Raw genomic sequence first — 14,312 nt, 5'->3', positions numbered from 1 at the left:
CCCGGGAGAATTCCGTTGGAACCCCTTTCAGATCGACGCATGGCCCAGCAGGCGCTGGCCGACTGGCGCGCCCAGGATCGCCTTGGCGCGGAAAGCCTTGCGCCCGCGTGGGCCCGCACCTTGCCGGCGCGGGCCGACTGGCACCGCTGGCTCGAGCGGGCGCTGCTGGCGCTCGGCACCGCGCTGCTCTGCGCCGGCGTCATCGTCTTCTTCGCGTTCAACTGGGAGGCGCTGCACAAGTTCGCCAAGTTCGGGCTGCTGGCGGGCCTGCTGACCGGGCTTGCGGCGCTGGCGGCATGGCGGCCGGCCGGGGACGGCATCGGGCAGGCCGCGCTGGCCGGCGCGCAGGTGGTGTCGGGGGTCTGGATGGCCGTGATCGGCCAGACTTACCAGACCGGCGCCGATGCCTGGCAACTGTTCGCCCTGTGGACGCTGCTGGCCGTGCCATGGGCGCTGGCCGCGCGGGCGGCGCCGCACTGGTGGCTGGTGATCGTGGTCGGCAACGTGGCGCTGCTCCGTTATGGCAGTGTGCGGCTGGGCGTGGGCAGCATGTTCGACCTGCTGTTTTCGGGGCGCCATGCGCGCGAGACCACGATGTTCCTGCTGCTGGCGTGTTGCATCCAACTGGTGATCTGGTACGTGCTGGCGGCCCGCGCGGCCCGCTGGGGTTTTCGGGGCGATGCCGGCCCGCGCCTGATCGCCGTGCTCGCCTGTGGATATGCGGCCTGGCTGGGCCTGACGAGCGTGCTGGTCCATCGCGTGGAGGCGGTGGGGCTAGTGGCCGGCGCGGTGGCGCTGGCCGGGCTCGGCGCCTGGTTCCGGCGGCGCGCGTCGTTCGACATCGTCGTGCTGAGCCTCGCGTGTCTCGCCGGCATCGGGCTGGTGGTGTCGGCGCTGGGGCGCCTGCTCGCCGAGGGCCATGGCGACTTCGGCATCTTCCTGCTGCTCGGGCTGGTCACGGTAGGGCTGGCTGCGGTGGCGGCGGCATGGTTGCTGCGGGCATGGCGTGACGCCAGCGGGAGGCCGGCATGAGCGCGCAAGCGGTGGAGCGAAAGCTCTGGGACGACCTCACAGCACAGGGCGTGGTCGAGGGAGAGTACGTGGCCACGCAGCGCACGCCGTGGCCCATTCGCCTGCTGATGGGCGCGGCGGGCTGGCTCGGCGCGCTGTTCTTCCAGGTATTCCTGCTCGGCTCGGTGTTCGCGGCAACAAGCGGCAACGGCCCGGCCATGCTGGTGACCGGGCTGCTGATGCTGGGCGGGGCCGTGCTGCTGTACCGGATGGCCGGCGAGGGCAGCGGGCGCATCGCGCTCGGCCAGTTCGCGTTGGCCCTGAGCCTGGGCGGGCAGGGCATGGCGATCTTCGGCACGGCCCAGATGCTCGGCGGCGAGTGGCTGGTGGACCGCGCGGCGTTCTGGCTCGCGGTGGCCGTGTTCGAGGTGGCGCTGTACGCCATCGTGCCGAACCGGCTCCATCGTTTCGTGGTGGCGCTCGGCGCGTGGACGGCGCTGGCGTTCGCGCTGAATATCGCGCTGGCCGGCGCCCGGCACTACGGCTGGGTCGTGCTGCCGTGGTCGCTCGGATGGCTGATGCCGCTGGCCTGCGCGGTGGTCACCGTCTTCGTGCTGAAAGAGCATTGGCTGGCGGCGCGCGGCGACCATGGGCGATGGGAGCCCGGCGCGGACGCCACGCTGGTCTTCGCGCTGGCGGCGGCGCTGCTGGTCACCGGGGCAAACCATCCGCTGGCTGGGGTTTTCGATGAACGTGGCGCACCGCGCCTGCTCGCGCCGTGGCTGGCCGGGGCGCTGACCGAGGCGGTGCTGCTGATGTTCGCGTTGTTCGAATGCCGGCGCCTGCATGTCGAGCCGCGCATCGGTGCGGCGGTGCTGGGTGTGACGCTGGCCTTCGCCACGCTGATGGTGATGGCGCCGGCAGTCGGTGCCGGCGTGCTGGCACTGGCGCTGGCCCTGCGGCGCGGGTCGCTGGCATGGCTCGGGCTCGGCATCGCGGCGGTCATCGCGGGCTTTGTCTGGTACTACGGCTCGCTCCAGTGGACGCTGCTGGCCAAGTCCGCCACGCTGGTGGCGGCCGGCGTGCTGCTGCTGGCGGTTCGGATCGTGATGCGACGGATGGAGGCGCGACCATGAAACGATGGATCGTGGTGGCATGGCTGCTGGTGATCGGCGTGGCCGGGGCGGTCATCGTCGGCAAGGAACGGGTGCTGTCGCATGGGGAGGTCGTCTACCTTCGGCTGGCACCCGTGGACCCGAGGTCCCTCATGCAGGGCGACTACATGGCGCTGAATTTCGCCCTCGGGCTGGAAATCGCCGCCGCCCAGGCCCGCGCCCAGTCCCCGCGCGAGCGGGAGACCGAAGTGGTGATCCGCCGCGACGCCGCCGGGGTCGGGCAACTGGTCCGGCTGCAGAACGGCCAGCCGCTGGCCGAGGGCGAGCGGCGCCTGCGCGTCCAGAACGTCCCCTCGCGCTGGGGCGGCCCGATCGTGCAGGTCTCCACCGACGCGTGGTTCTTTCAGGAAGGACAGGCGGAGCGGTTCGCCAAGGCCCGCTACGGCGAATTCCGGCTGGATAGCAGCGGTCAGGCGCTGCTGGTGGGCATGCGGGATGAACAGTTGAAGCCGTTGTAGCCGCGAGCGAGGGCTCGCGCTGCGCCCTAAAGCAAAAAACCCGGCATCTGCCGGGTTTTCTCGGGTTTGTTACGCCTGCCTCAGACGTTGAACAGGAAGTTCATCACGTCCCCGTCCTTCACCACATATTCCTTGCCTTCGGCGCGCATCTTGCCGGCTTCCTTCGCGCCCTGTTCGCCCTTGAACTGGATGAAGTCATCGTAGGCGATGGTTTGCGCGCGGATGAAGCCGCGTTCGAAGTCGGTGTGGATCACGCCGGCGGCCTTGGGGGCGGTGTCGCCCACGTGGATCGTCCAGGCGCGGACTTCCTTCACGCCTGCCGTGAAGTAAGTCTGCAGGCCCAGCAGCGTGAAGCCGGCGCGGATTACGCGGTCCAGGCCGGGTTCTTCCATGCCCAGGTCGGCAAGGAATTCGGCCTTGTCGGCGTCTTCCAGGTCGGCAATCTCGGCTTCGATGGCTGCGCAGACGGCCACGACCGGCGAATTGGTCAGCTTGGCGTGCTCGCGCACTGCGTCGAGGTGCGGATTATTCTCAAAGCCGTCTTCGCGCACGTTGGCCACGTACATCGTCGGCTTGGCGGTGATCAGGCAGAACGGGCGGATGGCTTCCCATTCCTCCGGCGACAGGTCCAGCGTGCGCACGGCCTTGGCCTGGTCGAGCACGGTTTGTGCCTTCTCCAGCACTGCCACGAGGCGCAGCGCTTCCTTGTCACCGGCGCGGGCGGGCTTGATATAGCGCGCGTGGGCCTTTTCCACCGTGGCCAGGTCGGCCAGCGCCAGTTCGGTGTTGATGACTTCGATGTCCGACAGCGGATCGACCTTGCCCGCCACGTGGATCACGTTCGGATCCTCGAAGCAGCGCACGACGTGCGTGATGGCGTCGGTTTCGCGGATATTGGCCAGGAACTGGTTGCCCAGGCCTTCGCCCTTGGACGCGCCCGCCACCAGGCCGGCGATATCGACGAATTCCACCGTCGCCGGCAGGATGCGCTCTGGCTTGACGATGTCAGCCAGCTTCGTAAGCCTCGGATCCGGCACTTCCACGACGCCCACATTGGGTTCGATGGTGCAGAACGGATAGTTTTCGGCGGCGATGCCGGCCTTGGTCAGGGCATTGAACAGCGTGGACTTGCCGACGTTGGGCAGGCCGACGATGCCGCATTTGAGGCTCATGGTGTCTGGCTGGAAATAGCAAAGGCTGTATTCTAGCGGATGGCCACCCTTGGCCAGCCTTTATCCCTCGGCGGGCGGCCCGCCACGGCTTGTGCGATGTCCCCGATGGCGCGCACGTCACGTCGCTATAATCGAGGCATGACCGGATCAGCCGCACCGGCGCGTCGCGCCGCCTCCCATTCCATGCCCTCGACTCCATCCTCCCGCTTTCAGATTGCCGTGGTCGGCGGCGGTATCGTCGGCAAGGCCTGCGCACTGCTGCTGGCCCAGCAGGGCATGCAGGTGGCCCTCGTCGCGCCGCGCCCCGTGGGCGAGACCGCGCGCACCGGGGAGGACGACTGGGACAGCCGCATCTACGCGTTCTCGTCCAGCTCGCAGCAGTTGCTGGAGCGGCTGCGCGTCTGGGAGGCCCTCGACCCGGCCCGTGTGCAGCCCGTGCGTGACATGCGCGTCTTCGGCGACGTCAGCGCCGCGGAGGCCAGCCCCTCGCCCCATGGCGATCTCCATTTCTCGGCTTACGCCGCCGCCGTGCCGCAACTGGCGTGGATCATCGAGTCGAGCCATGTGGAGCGCGTGCTGGACACCGCGCTGCGCTTCCAGCACCAGGTGCAATGGTTCGACGAAGCCGCCGATGGGTTCGAGCGCGACCTCGACGGCGTGACCCTGACCCTCGCCAGCGGCGCCCGCGTGCGCGCCAACTGCGTGGTCGGCGCCGACGGCGCGCGCTCCTGGGTGCGCCAGCAATGCCATATCGGCACCAGCCAGCGGCGCTACCGCCAGCTTGGCGTGGTGGCGAACTTCGCCTGCGAACTGCCGCATCAGGAAACCGCATGGCAATGGTTCCTGGGCGCGCCCGAGAAGCTTATGGCCGACGAGGAACTCGCCAATGGCGAGATCGTCGCCATGCTGCCGCTGCCCGGCAACCGCGTGTCGATGGTCTGGTCCGCCGATGAAGCCCACGCGCAGGACCTCGTCGCGCTGTCCCCCGAGGCCCTCGCCGCCACCGTGGCCCAGGTGGCCAACGGGGCGGTCGGCGCCCGGTTCGGCGCACTGCGCTGCCTGACGCCGGCCAAGGGCTTCCCGCTGGTGCTCCAGCGTGCCGAGCAGTTCGTCCAGCCGCACGTGGCGCTGGTCGGCGATGCCGCGCATGTGGTCCATCCGCTGGCCGGGCAGGGCATGAATCTTGGTTTACGCGATGTGACGGAACTTGGGCGCGTGATGGCCGACAAAGAACCGTTCCGATCGGAAGGCGACTTGCGCCTGTTGCGCCGCTACGAGCGTGCACGCGCCACGGACCTGCTCTCCCTGACTGCCGCCACCGATGGCTTGCACCGGCTGTTTTCGCTGCCGGGCGCGCCCGCGCGGCTGATACGCAACGCCGGCATGCGCGCCGTGGGCGGCCAGGGGCTGCTCAAGCGCTTCCTGATCGGCCGCGCGCTGGGCTGAGCCGGCCAACCACTATTTAAAGATTCTGCCGACAAGGCACCCGAACCCTGGAGTCACCATGTTGCAACTGTTCCGCCGCCGTTCCGCCCGCATGGGCGCCCTTGCTGCCCTGGCCGGTGGCCTGGCCCTGGGCGGCTACGCCCTGCACGCGCTGGCCGCGGACGAGCCGGGCACGGACCGCATCAAGGCGTCCATCCAGAAGATGCTGGGCGGCCGCGCCGAGGTGAAGAGCGTGACCAAGGCGCCGGTACCGGGTTTGTATGAAGTCAACGTGGCTGGCCAGATCGTGTACACCGACCCCACCGGGCGCTACATCATCAATGGCGAGGTCATCGACACCAAGACCAACACCAACCTGACCGAGGAGCGTCTGGCCGAGCTGAACAAGATAAAGTGGTCCGATCTGCCGCTGGCGCGCGCCATCAAATGGACGAAGGGCGATGGCAGCCGCACCGTGGCGGTGTTCTCGGACCCGAACTGCGGCTACTGCAAGAAGATCGAACAGACCTTCCAGCAGATGGACAACATCACGGTCTACACCTTCCTCTACCCGGTGCTGTCGCCCGATTCGACGACCAAGGCCAAGCAGGTCTGGTGTGCAACAGACCGTACCAAGGTGTGGCGCGACTGGATGCTGAACCACGTGGCCATCACCGGCAACGGTAGCTGCAAGACGCCGGTGGACGAGAACCTGGCGCTGGGCCAGAGCCTGAATATCTCGGGCACGCCGGCAGTGTTCTTCACCGACGGCACGCGCATCCCGGGCGCGGCGGACATCGCCACGCTGGAGCGCAAGCTCGCCAGTCTCAAGAAGTAACGCGCGGCGCCGGACCCTCCCGGCTGTTTGAAGCGGCCGGCACTGTCCGGCCGCTTTGCTTTCCGGCGCCTGCGCTGCGTTACCAAATTCCCTGAAAAATCAAAGAGATCGAGGAGATACCATGACGTTCCAGGCTTTGCTGCTGACCCAGGCCGATGGCAAGACGGCCGCCGCCGTCACCCAACTCGATGAATCCGCGCTGCCGGCGGACGGCAACGTGCTGGTGGCCGTCGACTATTCGACGATCAATTTCAAGGACGGCCTGGCAATCACGGGCCGCGCGCCGGTGGTGCGCAAGTGGCCGATGGTGGCGGGGATCGACGGCGCCGGCACGGTGCTCGATTCGAGCGACCCGCGCTGGCGCACCGGCGACCGCGTGGTGCTGAACGGCTTCGGCGTGGGCGAGACGCACTGGGGCTGCCTGGCGCAGCGCGCGCGGCTGCAGGGCGACTGGCTGGTGCGGCTGCCCGATGCGTTCACGTCGCGGCAGGCCATGGCGATCGGCACGGCCGGCTACACGGCCATGCTGTCGGTGCTGGCGCTGGAGCGCGGCGGCGCGCTTGGGCCCGTGAAGCCCGGCGATGGCGAGGTGCTGGTCACGGGCGCCTCGGGCGGCGTGGGCTCGGTGGCCATCGCCATCCTGTCGAAGCTCGGCTATCGCGTGGTGGCTTCCACCGGCAAGACCGCCGAGGCGGATTTCCTGCGTGCGCTGGGCGCCGCCGACGTGATCGACCGGGCCGAACTGGGCGCGCCGGGCAAGCCGCTCCAGAAGGAGCGCTGGGCGGGCGTGGTGGATTCGGTCGGCTCGCACACGCTGGTCAACGCCTGCGCCCAGGTGCGCTACGGCGGCGTGGTCACGGCGTGCGGGCTGGCGCAGGGCATGGATTTCCCGGCCTCGGTGGCGCCGTTCATCCTGCGCGGCGTGACGCTGGCCGGCATCGATAGCGTGATGGCGCCGATGTCGCTGCGCGAAACCGCGTGGAAGCGGCTGGCGCGGGATCTGGCCCCGGACCGGCTCCAGGCCATCACGCGTGAGATCCGGCTGGGCGAGGCCATCGACGCCGCCAGCCAGATCATGGCGGGCGGCATGCGCGGCCGCGTGGTGGTCGATGTGAACGCCTGAGGGAACGTCCGAGGGAACGCCCACAAGACAAGTCCACGTTCGAAGGGTGACGGGGCGTGGCGCTACAATCACAACCATGACGCCGATCCGCTACGCCATCGCCCCGCTTCAGCCCGAAGCCCATCTGTTCGCCGTGACCGTGACGGTGGACGTCCCCGACCCCGCCGGCCAGGTCTTCACGCTGCCCGCGTGGATTCCCGGCAGCTACATGATCCGCGACTTCGCGCGCAACATCGTCCGCATTCGGGCCGATGCGGGCGGGGTGGCGGTGCCACTGACCAAGCTCGACAAGCAGAGCTGGCAAGCCGCACCGGTGGCTGCCGATGCCGGGCCGCTGGTCCTGCAATACGAGGTCTATGCCTGGGACCTGTCGGTGCGCAGCGCGCACCTCGACACCACCCACGGCTTCTTCAACGGCAGCTCCGTGTTCCTGCGCGTGGTGGGGCAGGACGACCAGCCGTGCACCGTCGATCTCCATGCGCCCGCCGGCGAGGCCTATGCCGACTGGCGCGTCGCCACGGCGCTGCCCGAGGCGCGCGGCCCCGGCGGCGCGCGCCGCTACGGCTTTGGGCGCTATCAGGCAGCCAACTACGACGAACTGATCGACCATCCGGTGGAGATGGGCACGTTCGCCATGGCCAGTTTCCGTGCCTGCGGCGCCCAGCACGACGTGGTGTTCACGGGCAAGGTGCCGAACCTGGACCTGCAACGCGTCTGCCGCGACCTGAAACAGATCTGCGAGGCCCAGATCCGGCTGTTCGAGCCGCGCTCGGCCCGCGCGCCGTTCCTGGACAGCAATCGCCGCTACGTCTTCATGACGATGGTGACCACTGACGGCTACGGCGGCTTGGAGCACCGCGCCAGCACGGCGCTGATGTGCGCGCGCGGCGACCTGCCGGTGCGCGGCAACGCCCAGACCAGCGAGGGCTATCGCACCTTCCTGGGGCTGTGCAGCCACGAGTACTTCCACACCTGGAACGTCAAGCGGATCAAGCCGGCGGCGTTCGTGCCGTACCAGCTCGCGCAGGAAACCTATACGCCGCTGCTGTGGCTGTTCGAAGGATTTACGAGCTACTACGACGATCTGATCCTGGCCCGGACGGGGCTGGTTTCGACCACCCAGTACGTCGAGATGCTGGCCAAGACCTGGAACGGCGTCTTGCGTGGCAACGGCCGCACCAAGCAGAGCGTGGCCGACAGCGCCTTCGATGCCTGGACGAAATACTATCGGCAGGACGAGAACGCGCCGAACGCCATCGTCAGCTATTACACCAAGGGTTCGCTGGTAGGGCTGGCGCTGGACCTGACCATCCGCGAGAAGACCGGCGGGCGGAAATCGCTCGATGACATCATGCGCGCGCTCTGGCAGCGCTACGGCCGCGACTTCTACGCGCCGGGCGCCACCCAGCGCGGCGTGACGGAAGCCGAGGTCCACGCGCTGTTCGATCAGGTGACCGGGCTGCGGCTCGGCACGCTGCTGCGGGCACTGACCGAGGGCACGGGCGAGATCAACCTGCCGCCGCTGTTCCGCGCCTTCGGCATCAAGGCCGAGAAGGTCGAGCCGGGTAAGCCGTCCGCCGGCGCGGCGCTGGGTATCAAGACCCGCAACGAGGAAGGCTGGGTGCGCGTGAGCCAGGTGCTCGACGGCGGGGCGGGGCAGGCCGCCGGCGTCTCGGCGGGTGACCTGCTCGTGGCGCTGGACGGCCTGCGGCTGGCGCCCGGCCAGCTCGACAAGCAACTGGCGCGCTACCGGCCCGGCGACGCCGTGCAGCTCCACCTGTTCCGGCGCGATGAACTCCAGGTGCTGCCCGTCACCCTGGCGCGCGAGCCGGCCATGCAGTACAAAGTGAACGTGGAGCCCGGCAAGCATGCGGCCCGCACGCGCTGGCTGGGGCAGTAACCGGCCGATGACGGCGCCCGGGTCCTGACACCGGGCGCCAGTCGACAGTCGACAATCGCCCCCCGCTGCCCCAACGTCGCCATCGTCCGCCAGCCCAACATCGCCCCATGGAATACGCGCACGATCCCCGCACGTTTCTCTTCTCGCACTATATCTACCGTGGCCTGCGCTCGGCCACCGGGGTCATCGGCGCCACGCTGCTGGCCATGCAGGTCATGGACCTGCCCAGCGCCATGGTCGTGTCGATGGGCGCGCTCTGCACCAGCCTGATGGACCTGCCCAGCCCGCTGAACCACAAGTTCAACGAGATGCTGGCCAGCGTGCTGCTGTGTACCGCCGTGACCGCCGTGGTGGCGCTGGCCACGCCGTTCCCGCGCGTGCTGCCGTGGGTGCTGGTGCTGGTGACCTTCCTCGCCGGCATGATGACGGTCTATGGCAACAAGACCATGCCGTTGCAGTTTTCGGCATTGTTCGTCATGACGCTCACCGTCAACGAGGACTTCGTGCTCCAGAAGGCGTTCGTCCATGCCGGGCTGTTCGGGGCCGGGGCGGTGGCCTACATGGCCTATGCGATGGCGGTCAGCTGGGTCATGGAGCGGCGCACGCGCCAGCAGATACTAGCCGAGTCGCTGTACGAAATGTCTCACTACCTCGAGATCAAGGCAGGTTTCTACGATGCCGGCACCGACTACGAGGAACAGTTCAACCAGCTGGTGCGCCAGCAGATCGTGGTGGCCGAGCGCCAGCAGGCGGCGCGCGATCTGGTGCTGCGTGGCAACCGCACCAAGCGTGACGGCCTGCTGGTACGCGTGCACCTGCGGATGCTCGATCTCTACGAGTACATCCTTTCCACCAACACCGACTATCCCTTGCTGCGCCAGACCTTCGGTGGCACGCCGGCGCTGGACGCGATACGGCGGCTGGTACGTGGGCTGGGCAAGGATCTCGAGGAAATCGCCTACGACGTCACACGCGGCAAGCCTTCGTACAGCGCCCATGACTACGGCCCCGACCTGCGCGCCGTGACGACGGAAATCGAACAATTACGACATCACCACGTGTCGGCGGCGGCCATGACGGCGGTCGCGGAGACGATTGAGATGATTCGCGGTGCCATCACGCTGGTCGGCCAGTTGCACGAGGCGTCCCGCACACCGGTGGAGCCGGCCAAGGTGATGCCGGGGTCGGACATGACACCGTTCCTGACCCGCCAGAAGTATGAGCTGGGCGTGATCCTGGACAACCTGCGCTGGCGCTCGCCGGCGTTTCGCTACTCGCTGCGCATCACGATGGCGGTGGCGGTGGGGCTCTGGCTGGGCGACCGGCTGCCGTATGCGTCGCACAGCTATTGGATTCTTCTCACGATTGTCGTAATCCTGAAGCCGAATTACAGCCTGACCAAGCAGCGCTACAACGACCGGCTGATCGGCACGCTGATTGGTTGCCTGATCAGCGTGGTGGTGCTGCGCGTGGTGACGGAGCCGCTGGCGCTGCTGGCGGTGCTCTACGTGGCACTGGTGGCCAGTTCGGCGTTTTCCACCATCAAGTACCGCTACACGGCCATCGCCGCCTGCGTGCAGGTGCTGATCCAGATCAACCTGCTGATGCCGGGCAGCCAGACCGTAGTGGGCGAGCGGCTGATCGATACGGTGATCGGCGGCGTGATCGCGTCCATCTTCAGCTTTGTGCTACCGAGCTGGGAGTACCGGGCGATTCCCAAGCTGGTGGAGAACGTGCTTCAGGCCAACCGGCGCTATATCGCCGCCACGCGCGACCTGCTGCTGCGCCGCGCCCAGGACGACTTTGCCTACCGCGTACAGCGCAAGCAGTTCATGGACAACCTGTCGGCGCTGATCGCCTCGTTCCAGCGCATGCTCGACGAACCGCGCAGCCGGCACCGCGCCGTGGACAACCTGAGCCGCTTCATCAATCAGAACTATCTGGTGGCGGCGCATGTGGCGGCGGCGCGCATCCAGGTGCGCCAGCACTACGAGGAACTGGACGTGCCGGCGGCCGAGGCGGCCATCGAGCAGGCCACGGAAGCCGCCACGCGCAGCCTGACGCTGGCCAGCGAACGGCTGGCGGGCGAGGAGCGGCACGGGCCGCGCGGCGCTGGCTTTATCCGCACGCCGACGGAAACTGCCGTCGCCGGGGTGGGCCTGCCGCCGCACGAACTGGTCGCAGGGGCCGCCGCCGATGACGACGAAGCCAGCGAGCGCCGCGCACGGATCGCCGATTCGGCGGATCGGCGCAAGGCGGACGTGCTGGTCCAGGCCGCCGCGGCGGGCGAGATCGGCGCGGACGAGCGCGATGCCGCCGCGCAACCTGCCGAGTCGGGCGCGAGTTCGACCGGCCGCGCCGCCAACGCGGTGCTGGAGCGCCGCCTGCGCGCGCTGCGCGAAGACGCCGCCAAGATCGCGCTGCGCACCGGCGCGATTGGCCGGTCGATGGCGGAGAAGGATTGAAAGAACCGTGCGACTGGATGCGCCGACCCTCTCCCCCGGCCCCTCTCCCGCAAGCGGGCGAGGGGAGACCACAGGCAGCGGCTGAAGGGTAATGGTTTGCTCCCCTCTCCCTCCGGGAGAGGGGCTGGGGGAGAGGGCAGGCGCCCGCAGCACCTCAAACGGAGAATCACCGATGACAGCCATTCATGAAACCTGGCATCTCATCGCCCATGGCCGCGTGCAGGGCGTGGGCTATCGCGCGGCCTGCGCGGACCGCGCCGTGGCGCTGGGGCTGGTGGGATGGGTGCGCAACCGGACCGATGGCACGGTCGAGGTGATCGCGCAGGGGCCGCGCGACCCGCTTGAGGCGCTGCGGACGTGGATGGCGGCGGGCCCGCCGGCCGCGCAGGTGTCGAAGGTGGAGATGACCCCGGCGGACGACGAAGGGCCCTTCAGCGGGTTCCGCTGGCTGCCGACTGCTTAAATATTAGACAGCGCTTAGTCGGCCTTCAGCCAATCAATCGGCGCCCGGCCATGCCGTTCCAGCCAGTCATTGGCCTGCCGGAAATGCCCGCAACCCAGGAATCCGCGATGCGCGGACAGCGGCGACGGATGCGGCGCCTCCAGGACGCAATGCGTGTGCGCGGTCTGCCCATCGAGCAGTGCCCGCTTGGCCTGCGCATGGCTGCCCCATAGCAGGAACACGAGATTGGGCTGCGACGCCGCCAGCGCGTGGATCAGGCAATCGGTCACCGCTTCCCAGCCGCGCTTGGCGTGGCTGGCCGCCTGGCCTTGCTCCACGGTCAGCACGGTGTTCAGCAGCAGCACGCCCTGACGCGCCCAGCCCTCCAGATTGCCGGAGGCGCGCGTGGGCTCGGCGCCGTACTCGGCACCGATTTCCTTGAAGATATTGCGAAGGCTCGGCGGCACCTTGACGCCCTCGGGCACCGAGAACGCCAGCCCGTGCGCCTGCGGAATCTCCGCGCCAGCGACCACGCCGGTGCCGTGATACGGGTCCTGCCCCAGGATCACGACCTTGACGGCATCGGGCGGGGTCAGGTGCAGCGCGTGGAAGACCGCGTGCGGAAACACCGGCTTGCCGGCGGCGCGCTCGCCATCGACAAAGCGCGCCAACTCGTCCCACGCGGCATGGCCGAGGCACGGCGCGAGCAGGGTGCGCCACGCGGCGGGCAGCGCATCGACCTGGGTTTGCAAAGGGGCGATGGCAGGAGGCTCGGCGGCCACGGGTGCAGCAAAGAAGTCGGCTTGCATGCGGGGAGGGGAGAGAGTCAGGAGAGTTCGCCGCCCGTCAGGCGATAGCCGCGCGCGGCCTTGCTCAGATCGGACGGGGTGAGCGGCGCCACATGGGACAGCCGCGCGGCGAACGCACGCAGCGCGGCTTCGGCAAGCTGGCTGTCGTCGGCCCCGCCGTTGTCATCGCCCGGCAGCCATTCGAGTTCGAGTTCCTGGATGGTCTCGACCTGGGCCTGCCCCGGCGCGGTGATCTTGCCAGTATCGAGCGCGGCTTCGATGCGCGCGCCGTCCTGCATGACGATCCATGTGCGGCGGACGAAATCGGTGCGGAATACCGGCGCCAGATGGTCGGCCAGCGGCGCCAGCACGGCGCGCGCCTCGTCGGGGAAGCGGGACAGCTCGATGGCCTCGCCGGCCACGTCGCACTCCCACTCGTTGCGCGAGGCCATCCCGCCCTGGCTGCTGCCGGCGGTCTTCAGCGTCTGGAGCCACTGGCTGCCCTTCTGGTCGCCCTTTTGGCGCAGTCGGAGCGCGGCACGCTGGCGGGCGAGGTCGCGCGCGGGCGTGTCCAGGTAGACGTTGAGCAACGTGGTTTCGCCGCGCGCCTCGCCGTTGGCATCGAGCCACGCGGCCACGGCCGCCAGCGCGGCGTCTGGCACGGCCAGCTTCAGTTCGATTTCACGCGGCATGGCAGCGATCCGTCGTTATGCGAACAGCCGTGCCAGTTCCACGCCCGGATCCGGCGCGCGCATGAACGCCTCGCCCACCAGGAACGCGTTGACGTTGGCGTCGCGCATCCGCTTCACATCGGCCGGGCCGAGGATGCCGGACTCCGTGACCACCAGCCGCTCCGGCGGCATCGACGGCAGCAGGTCCAGCGTGTTCTCCAGCGAGACCTCGAAGGTGCGCAGATTGCGGTTGTTCACGCCGACCAGCGGGGTCTTGAGGCGCAGCGCGTGGTCCAGTTCGTCGGCGCCGTGCACTTCCACAAGCACGTCCATGCCCAGTTCCAGCGCGCAGGCTTCCAGTTCGGCCATCAGGCCCGGGTCCAGCGCGGCCACGATCAGCAGGATGCAGTCGGCGCCCCAGGTACGGGCCTCGTAGACCTGATACAGGTCGACCATGAAGTCCTTGCGCAGCGCCGGCAGCGGGCAGGCCCCGCGCGCGCGCTTCAGGAAATCGGCATGGCCCTGGAAGAAGTTCACATCGGTCAGCACGGACAGGCAGGCCGCGCCGTGGCTGGCGTAGCTCTCGGCAATGGCCTCGGGCACGAAATGCTCGCGCAGCACGCCCTTGGACGGCGATGCCTTCTTGACCTCGGCAATCACGCCCGCGTGGCCCGCCGCGATCTTCTCGCGCAGGGACCGCTCGAAGCCGCGCGGCGCCAGGCCGGGCTCGGTGCGCAGGGCCTCGGCCTCGGCGCGCAGGCTGGGCAGGTCGCGCTTCTTGCGCGCGGCGGCCACTTCGTCGGCCTTCACGGCCAGGATTTTTTGCAGGATGTCGGACATGGCG

13 protein-coding genes are annotated in these 14,312 nt (G+C 68.7%); 9 read left to right on the top strand and 4 right to left on the bottom strand.

Annotated features, from left to right (window positions below; genetic code table 11):
- Positions 1 to 15 precede the first annotated feature (15 nt).
- The 3 genes from BM115_RS21755 to BM115_RS21745 are packed head-to-tail and all read left to right on the top strand — an operon-like array spanning position 16 to position 2,644.
- A complete protein-coding gene (locus BM115_RS21755) occupies positions 16 to 1,032 on the top strand; it encodes a DUF2157 domain-containing protein (protein WP_092299073.1) in 1,017 nt (338 codons plus the stop codon).
- Entirely contained in the window at positions 1,029 to 2,147 is a 1,119-nt protein-coding gene (locus BM115_RS21750; protein ID WP_092299070.1) for a DUF4401 domain-containing protein, read from the top strand. The genes BM115_RS21755 and BM115_RS21750 overlap by 4 nt, the downstream gene beginning before the upstream one ends.
- On the top strand, positions 2,144 to 2,644 hold the full coding sequence (locus BM115_RS21745) for a GDYXXLXY domain-containing protein (RefSeq protein ID WP_092299067.1): 501 nt from the start codon (positions 2,144 to 2,146) through the stop codon (positions 2,642 to 2,644). The genes BM115_RS21750 and BM115_RS21745 overlap by 4 nt, the downstream gene beginning before the upstream one ends.
- A gap of 80 nt (positions 2,645 to 2,724) precedes the next feature.
- Here BM115_RS21745 and ychF read toward each other — a convergent pair whose 3' ends face one another.
- On the bottom strand, positions 2,725 to 3,816 hold the full coding sequence (gene ychF / locus BM115_RS21740) for a redox-regulated ATPase YchF (protein ID WP_092299064.1): 1,092 nt from the start codon (positions 3,814 to 3,816) through the stop codon (positions 2,725 to 2,727).
- Positions 3,817 to 3,954: 138 nt separating this feature from the next.
- On the opposite strand from ychF, the gene BM115_RS21735 reads away from it, so the two are divergent.
- From BM115_RS21735 to BM115_RS21710, 6 genes are all read left to right on the top strand, one after another.
- On the top strand, positions 3,955 to 5,262 hold the full coding sequence (locus BM115_RS21735) for a UbiH/UbiF family hydroxylase (protein WP_092299061.1): 1,308 nt from the start codon (positions 3,955 to 3,957) through the stop codon (positions 5,260 to 5,262).
- Between the two features lie 58 nt (positions 5,263 to 5,320).
- Entirely contained in the window at positions 5,321 to 6,079 is a 759-nt protein-coding gene (locus tag BM115_RS21730; RefSeq protein ID WP_092299058.1) for a DsbC family protein, read from the top strand.
- Between the two features lie 121 nt (positions 6,080 to 6,200).
- Positions 6,201 to 7,202 carry an acrylyl-CoA reductase (NADPH) gene (locus tag BM115_RS21725; RefSeq protein WP_092299055.1) on the top strand — a complete coding sequence of 334 codons (1,002 nt, stop codon included), beginning with the start codon at positions 6,201 to 6,203 and terminating at the stop codon, positions 7,200 to 7,202.
- Positions 7,203 to 7,278: 76 nt separating this feature from the next.
- A complete protein-coding gene (locus BM115_RS21720; protein WP_092299052.1) occupies positions 7,279 to 9,102 on the top strand; it encodes a M61 family metallopeptidase in 1,824 nt (607 codons plus the stop codon).
- A 107-nt stretch (positions 9,103 to 9,209) separates the two neighbouring features.
- Positions 9,210 to 11,567: an FUSC family protein gene (locus BM115_RS21715; RefSeq protein WP_092299049.1), complete on the top strand. Its 2,358-nt coding sequence runs from the start codon at positions 9,210 to 9,212 to the stop codon at positions 11,565 to 11,567.
- A gap of 172 nt (positions 11,568 to 11,739) precedes the next feature.
- Positions 11,740 to 12,030: an acylphosphatase gene (locus BM115_RS21710; protein ID WP_092299047.1), complete on the top strand. Its 291-nt coding sequence runs from the start codon at positions 11,740 to 11,742 to the stop codon at positions 12,028 to 12,030.
- A 14-nt stretch (positions 12,031 to 12,044) separates the two neighbouring features.
- Here the strand turns inward: BM115_RS21710 and BM115_RS21705 are convergent, their stop codons facing one another.
- From BM115_RS21705 to trpC, 3 genes are read right to left on the bottom strand one after another with little or no spacing between them, the layout of a single operon-like run.
- Complete coding sequence (locus tag BM115_RS21705) at positions 12,045 to 12,818, bottom strand: uracil-DNA glycosylase (RefSeq protein WP_092299045.1); 774 nt, start codon at positions 12,816 to 12,818, stop codon at positions 12,045 to 12,047.
- Between the two features lie 17 nt (positions 12,819 to 12,835).
- On the bottom strand, positions 12,836 to 13,489 hold the full coding sequence (locus BM115_RS21700) for a CYTH domain-containing protein (protein WP_092299043.1): 654 nt from the start codon (positions 13,487 to 13,489) through the stop codon (positions 12,836 to 12,838).
- A 15-nt stretch (positions 13,490 to 13,504) separates the two neighbouring features.
- Entirely contained in the window at positions 13,505 to 14,308 is an 804-nt protein-coding gene (gene trpC / locus BM115_RS21695; protein WP_092299040.1) for an indole-3-glycerol phosphate synthase TrpC, read from the bottom strand.
- Between the last annotated feature and the right edge of the window lie 4 nt (positions 14,309 to 14,312).

Origin of the sequence: Cupriavidus sp. OV096, from assembly GCF_900115455.1 — a bacterium.
Taxonomy (GTDB): Bacteria; Pseudomonadota; Gammaproteobacteria; order Burkholderiales; family Burkholderiaceae; genus Cupriavidus.
This window is presented reverse-complemented; position numbering and strand designations above follow the sequence as displayed.

Excerpts from the sequence above, each read along its gene's own strand:
- trpC (WP_092299040.1), bottom strand. The coding sequence starts at position 14,308 with ATGTCCGACATCCTGCAAAAAATCCTGGCCGTGAAGGCCGACGAAGTG.
- BM115_RS21735 (WP_092299061.1), top strand. The coding sequence starts at position 3,955 with ATGACCGGATCAGCCGCACCGGCGCGTCGCGCCGCCTCCCATTCCATG.
- BM115_RS21705 (WP_092299045.1), bottom strand. The coding sequence starts at position 12,818 with ATGCAAGCCGACTTCTTTGCTGCACCCGTGGCCGCCGAGCCTCCTGCC.
- BM115_RS21715 (WP_092299049.1), top strand. The coding sequence starts at position 9,210 with ATGGAATACGCGCACGATCCCCGCACGTTTCTCTTCTCGCACTATATC.
- BM115_RS21750 (WP_092299070.1), top strand. The coding sequence starts at position 1,029 with ATGAGCGCGCAAGCGGTGGAGCGAAAGCTCTGGGACGACCTCACAGCA.
- BM115_RS21745 (WP_092299067.1), top strand. The coding sequence starts at position 2,144 with ATGAAACGATGGATCGTGGTGGCATGGCTGCTGGTGATCGGCGTGGCC.
- BM115_RS21720 (WP_092299052.1), top strand. The coding sequence starts at position 7,279 with ATGACGCCGATCCGCTACGCCATCGCCCCGCTTCAGCCCGAAGCCCAT.
- ychF (WP_092299064.1), bottom strand. The coding sequence starts at position 3,816 with ATGAGCCTCAAATGCGGCATCGTCGGCCTGCCCAACGTCGGCAAGTCC.
- BM115_RS21700 (WP_092299043.1), bottom strand. The coding sequence starts at position 13,489 with ATGCCGCGTGAAATCGAACTGAAGCTGGCCGTGCCAGACGCCGCGCTG.
- BM115_RS21725 (WP_092299055.1), top strand. The coding sequence starts at position 6,201 with ATGACGTTCCAGGCTTTGCTGCTGACCCAGGCCGATGGCAAGACGGCC.
- BM115_RS21710 (WP_092299047.1), top strand. The coding sequence starts at position 11,740 with ATGACAGCCATTCATGAAACCTGGCATCTCATCGCCCATGGCCGCGTG.
- BM115_RS21730 (WP_092299058.1), top strand. The coding sequence starts at position 5,321 with ATGTTGCAACTGTTCCGCCGCCGTTCCGCCCGCATGGGCGCCCTTGCT.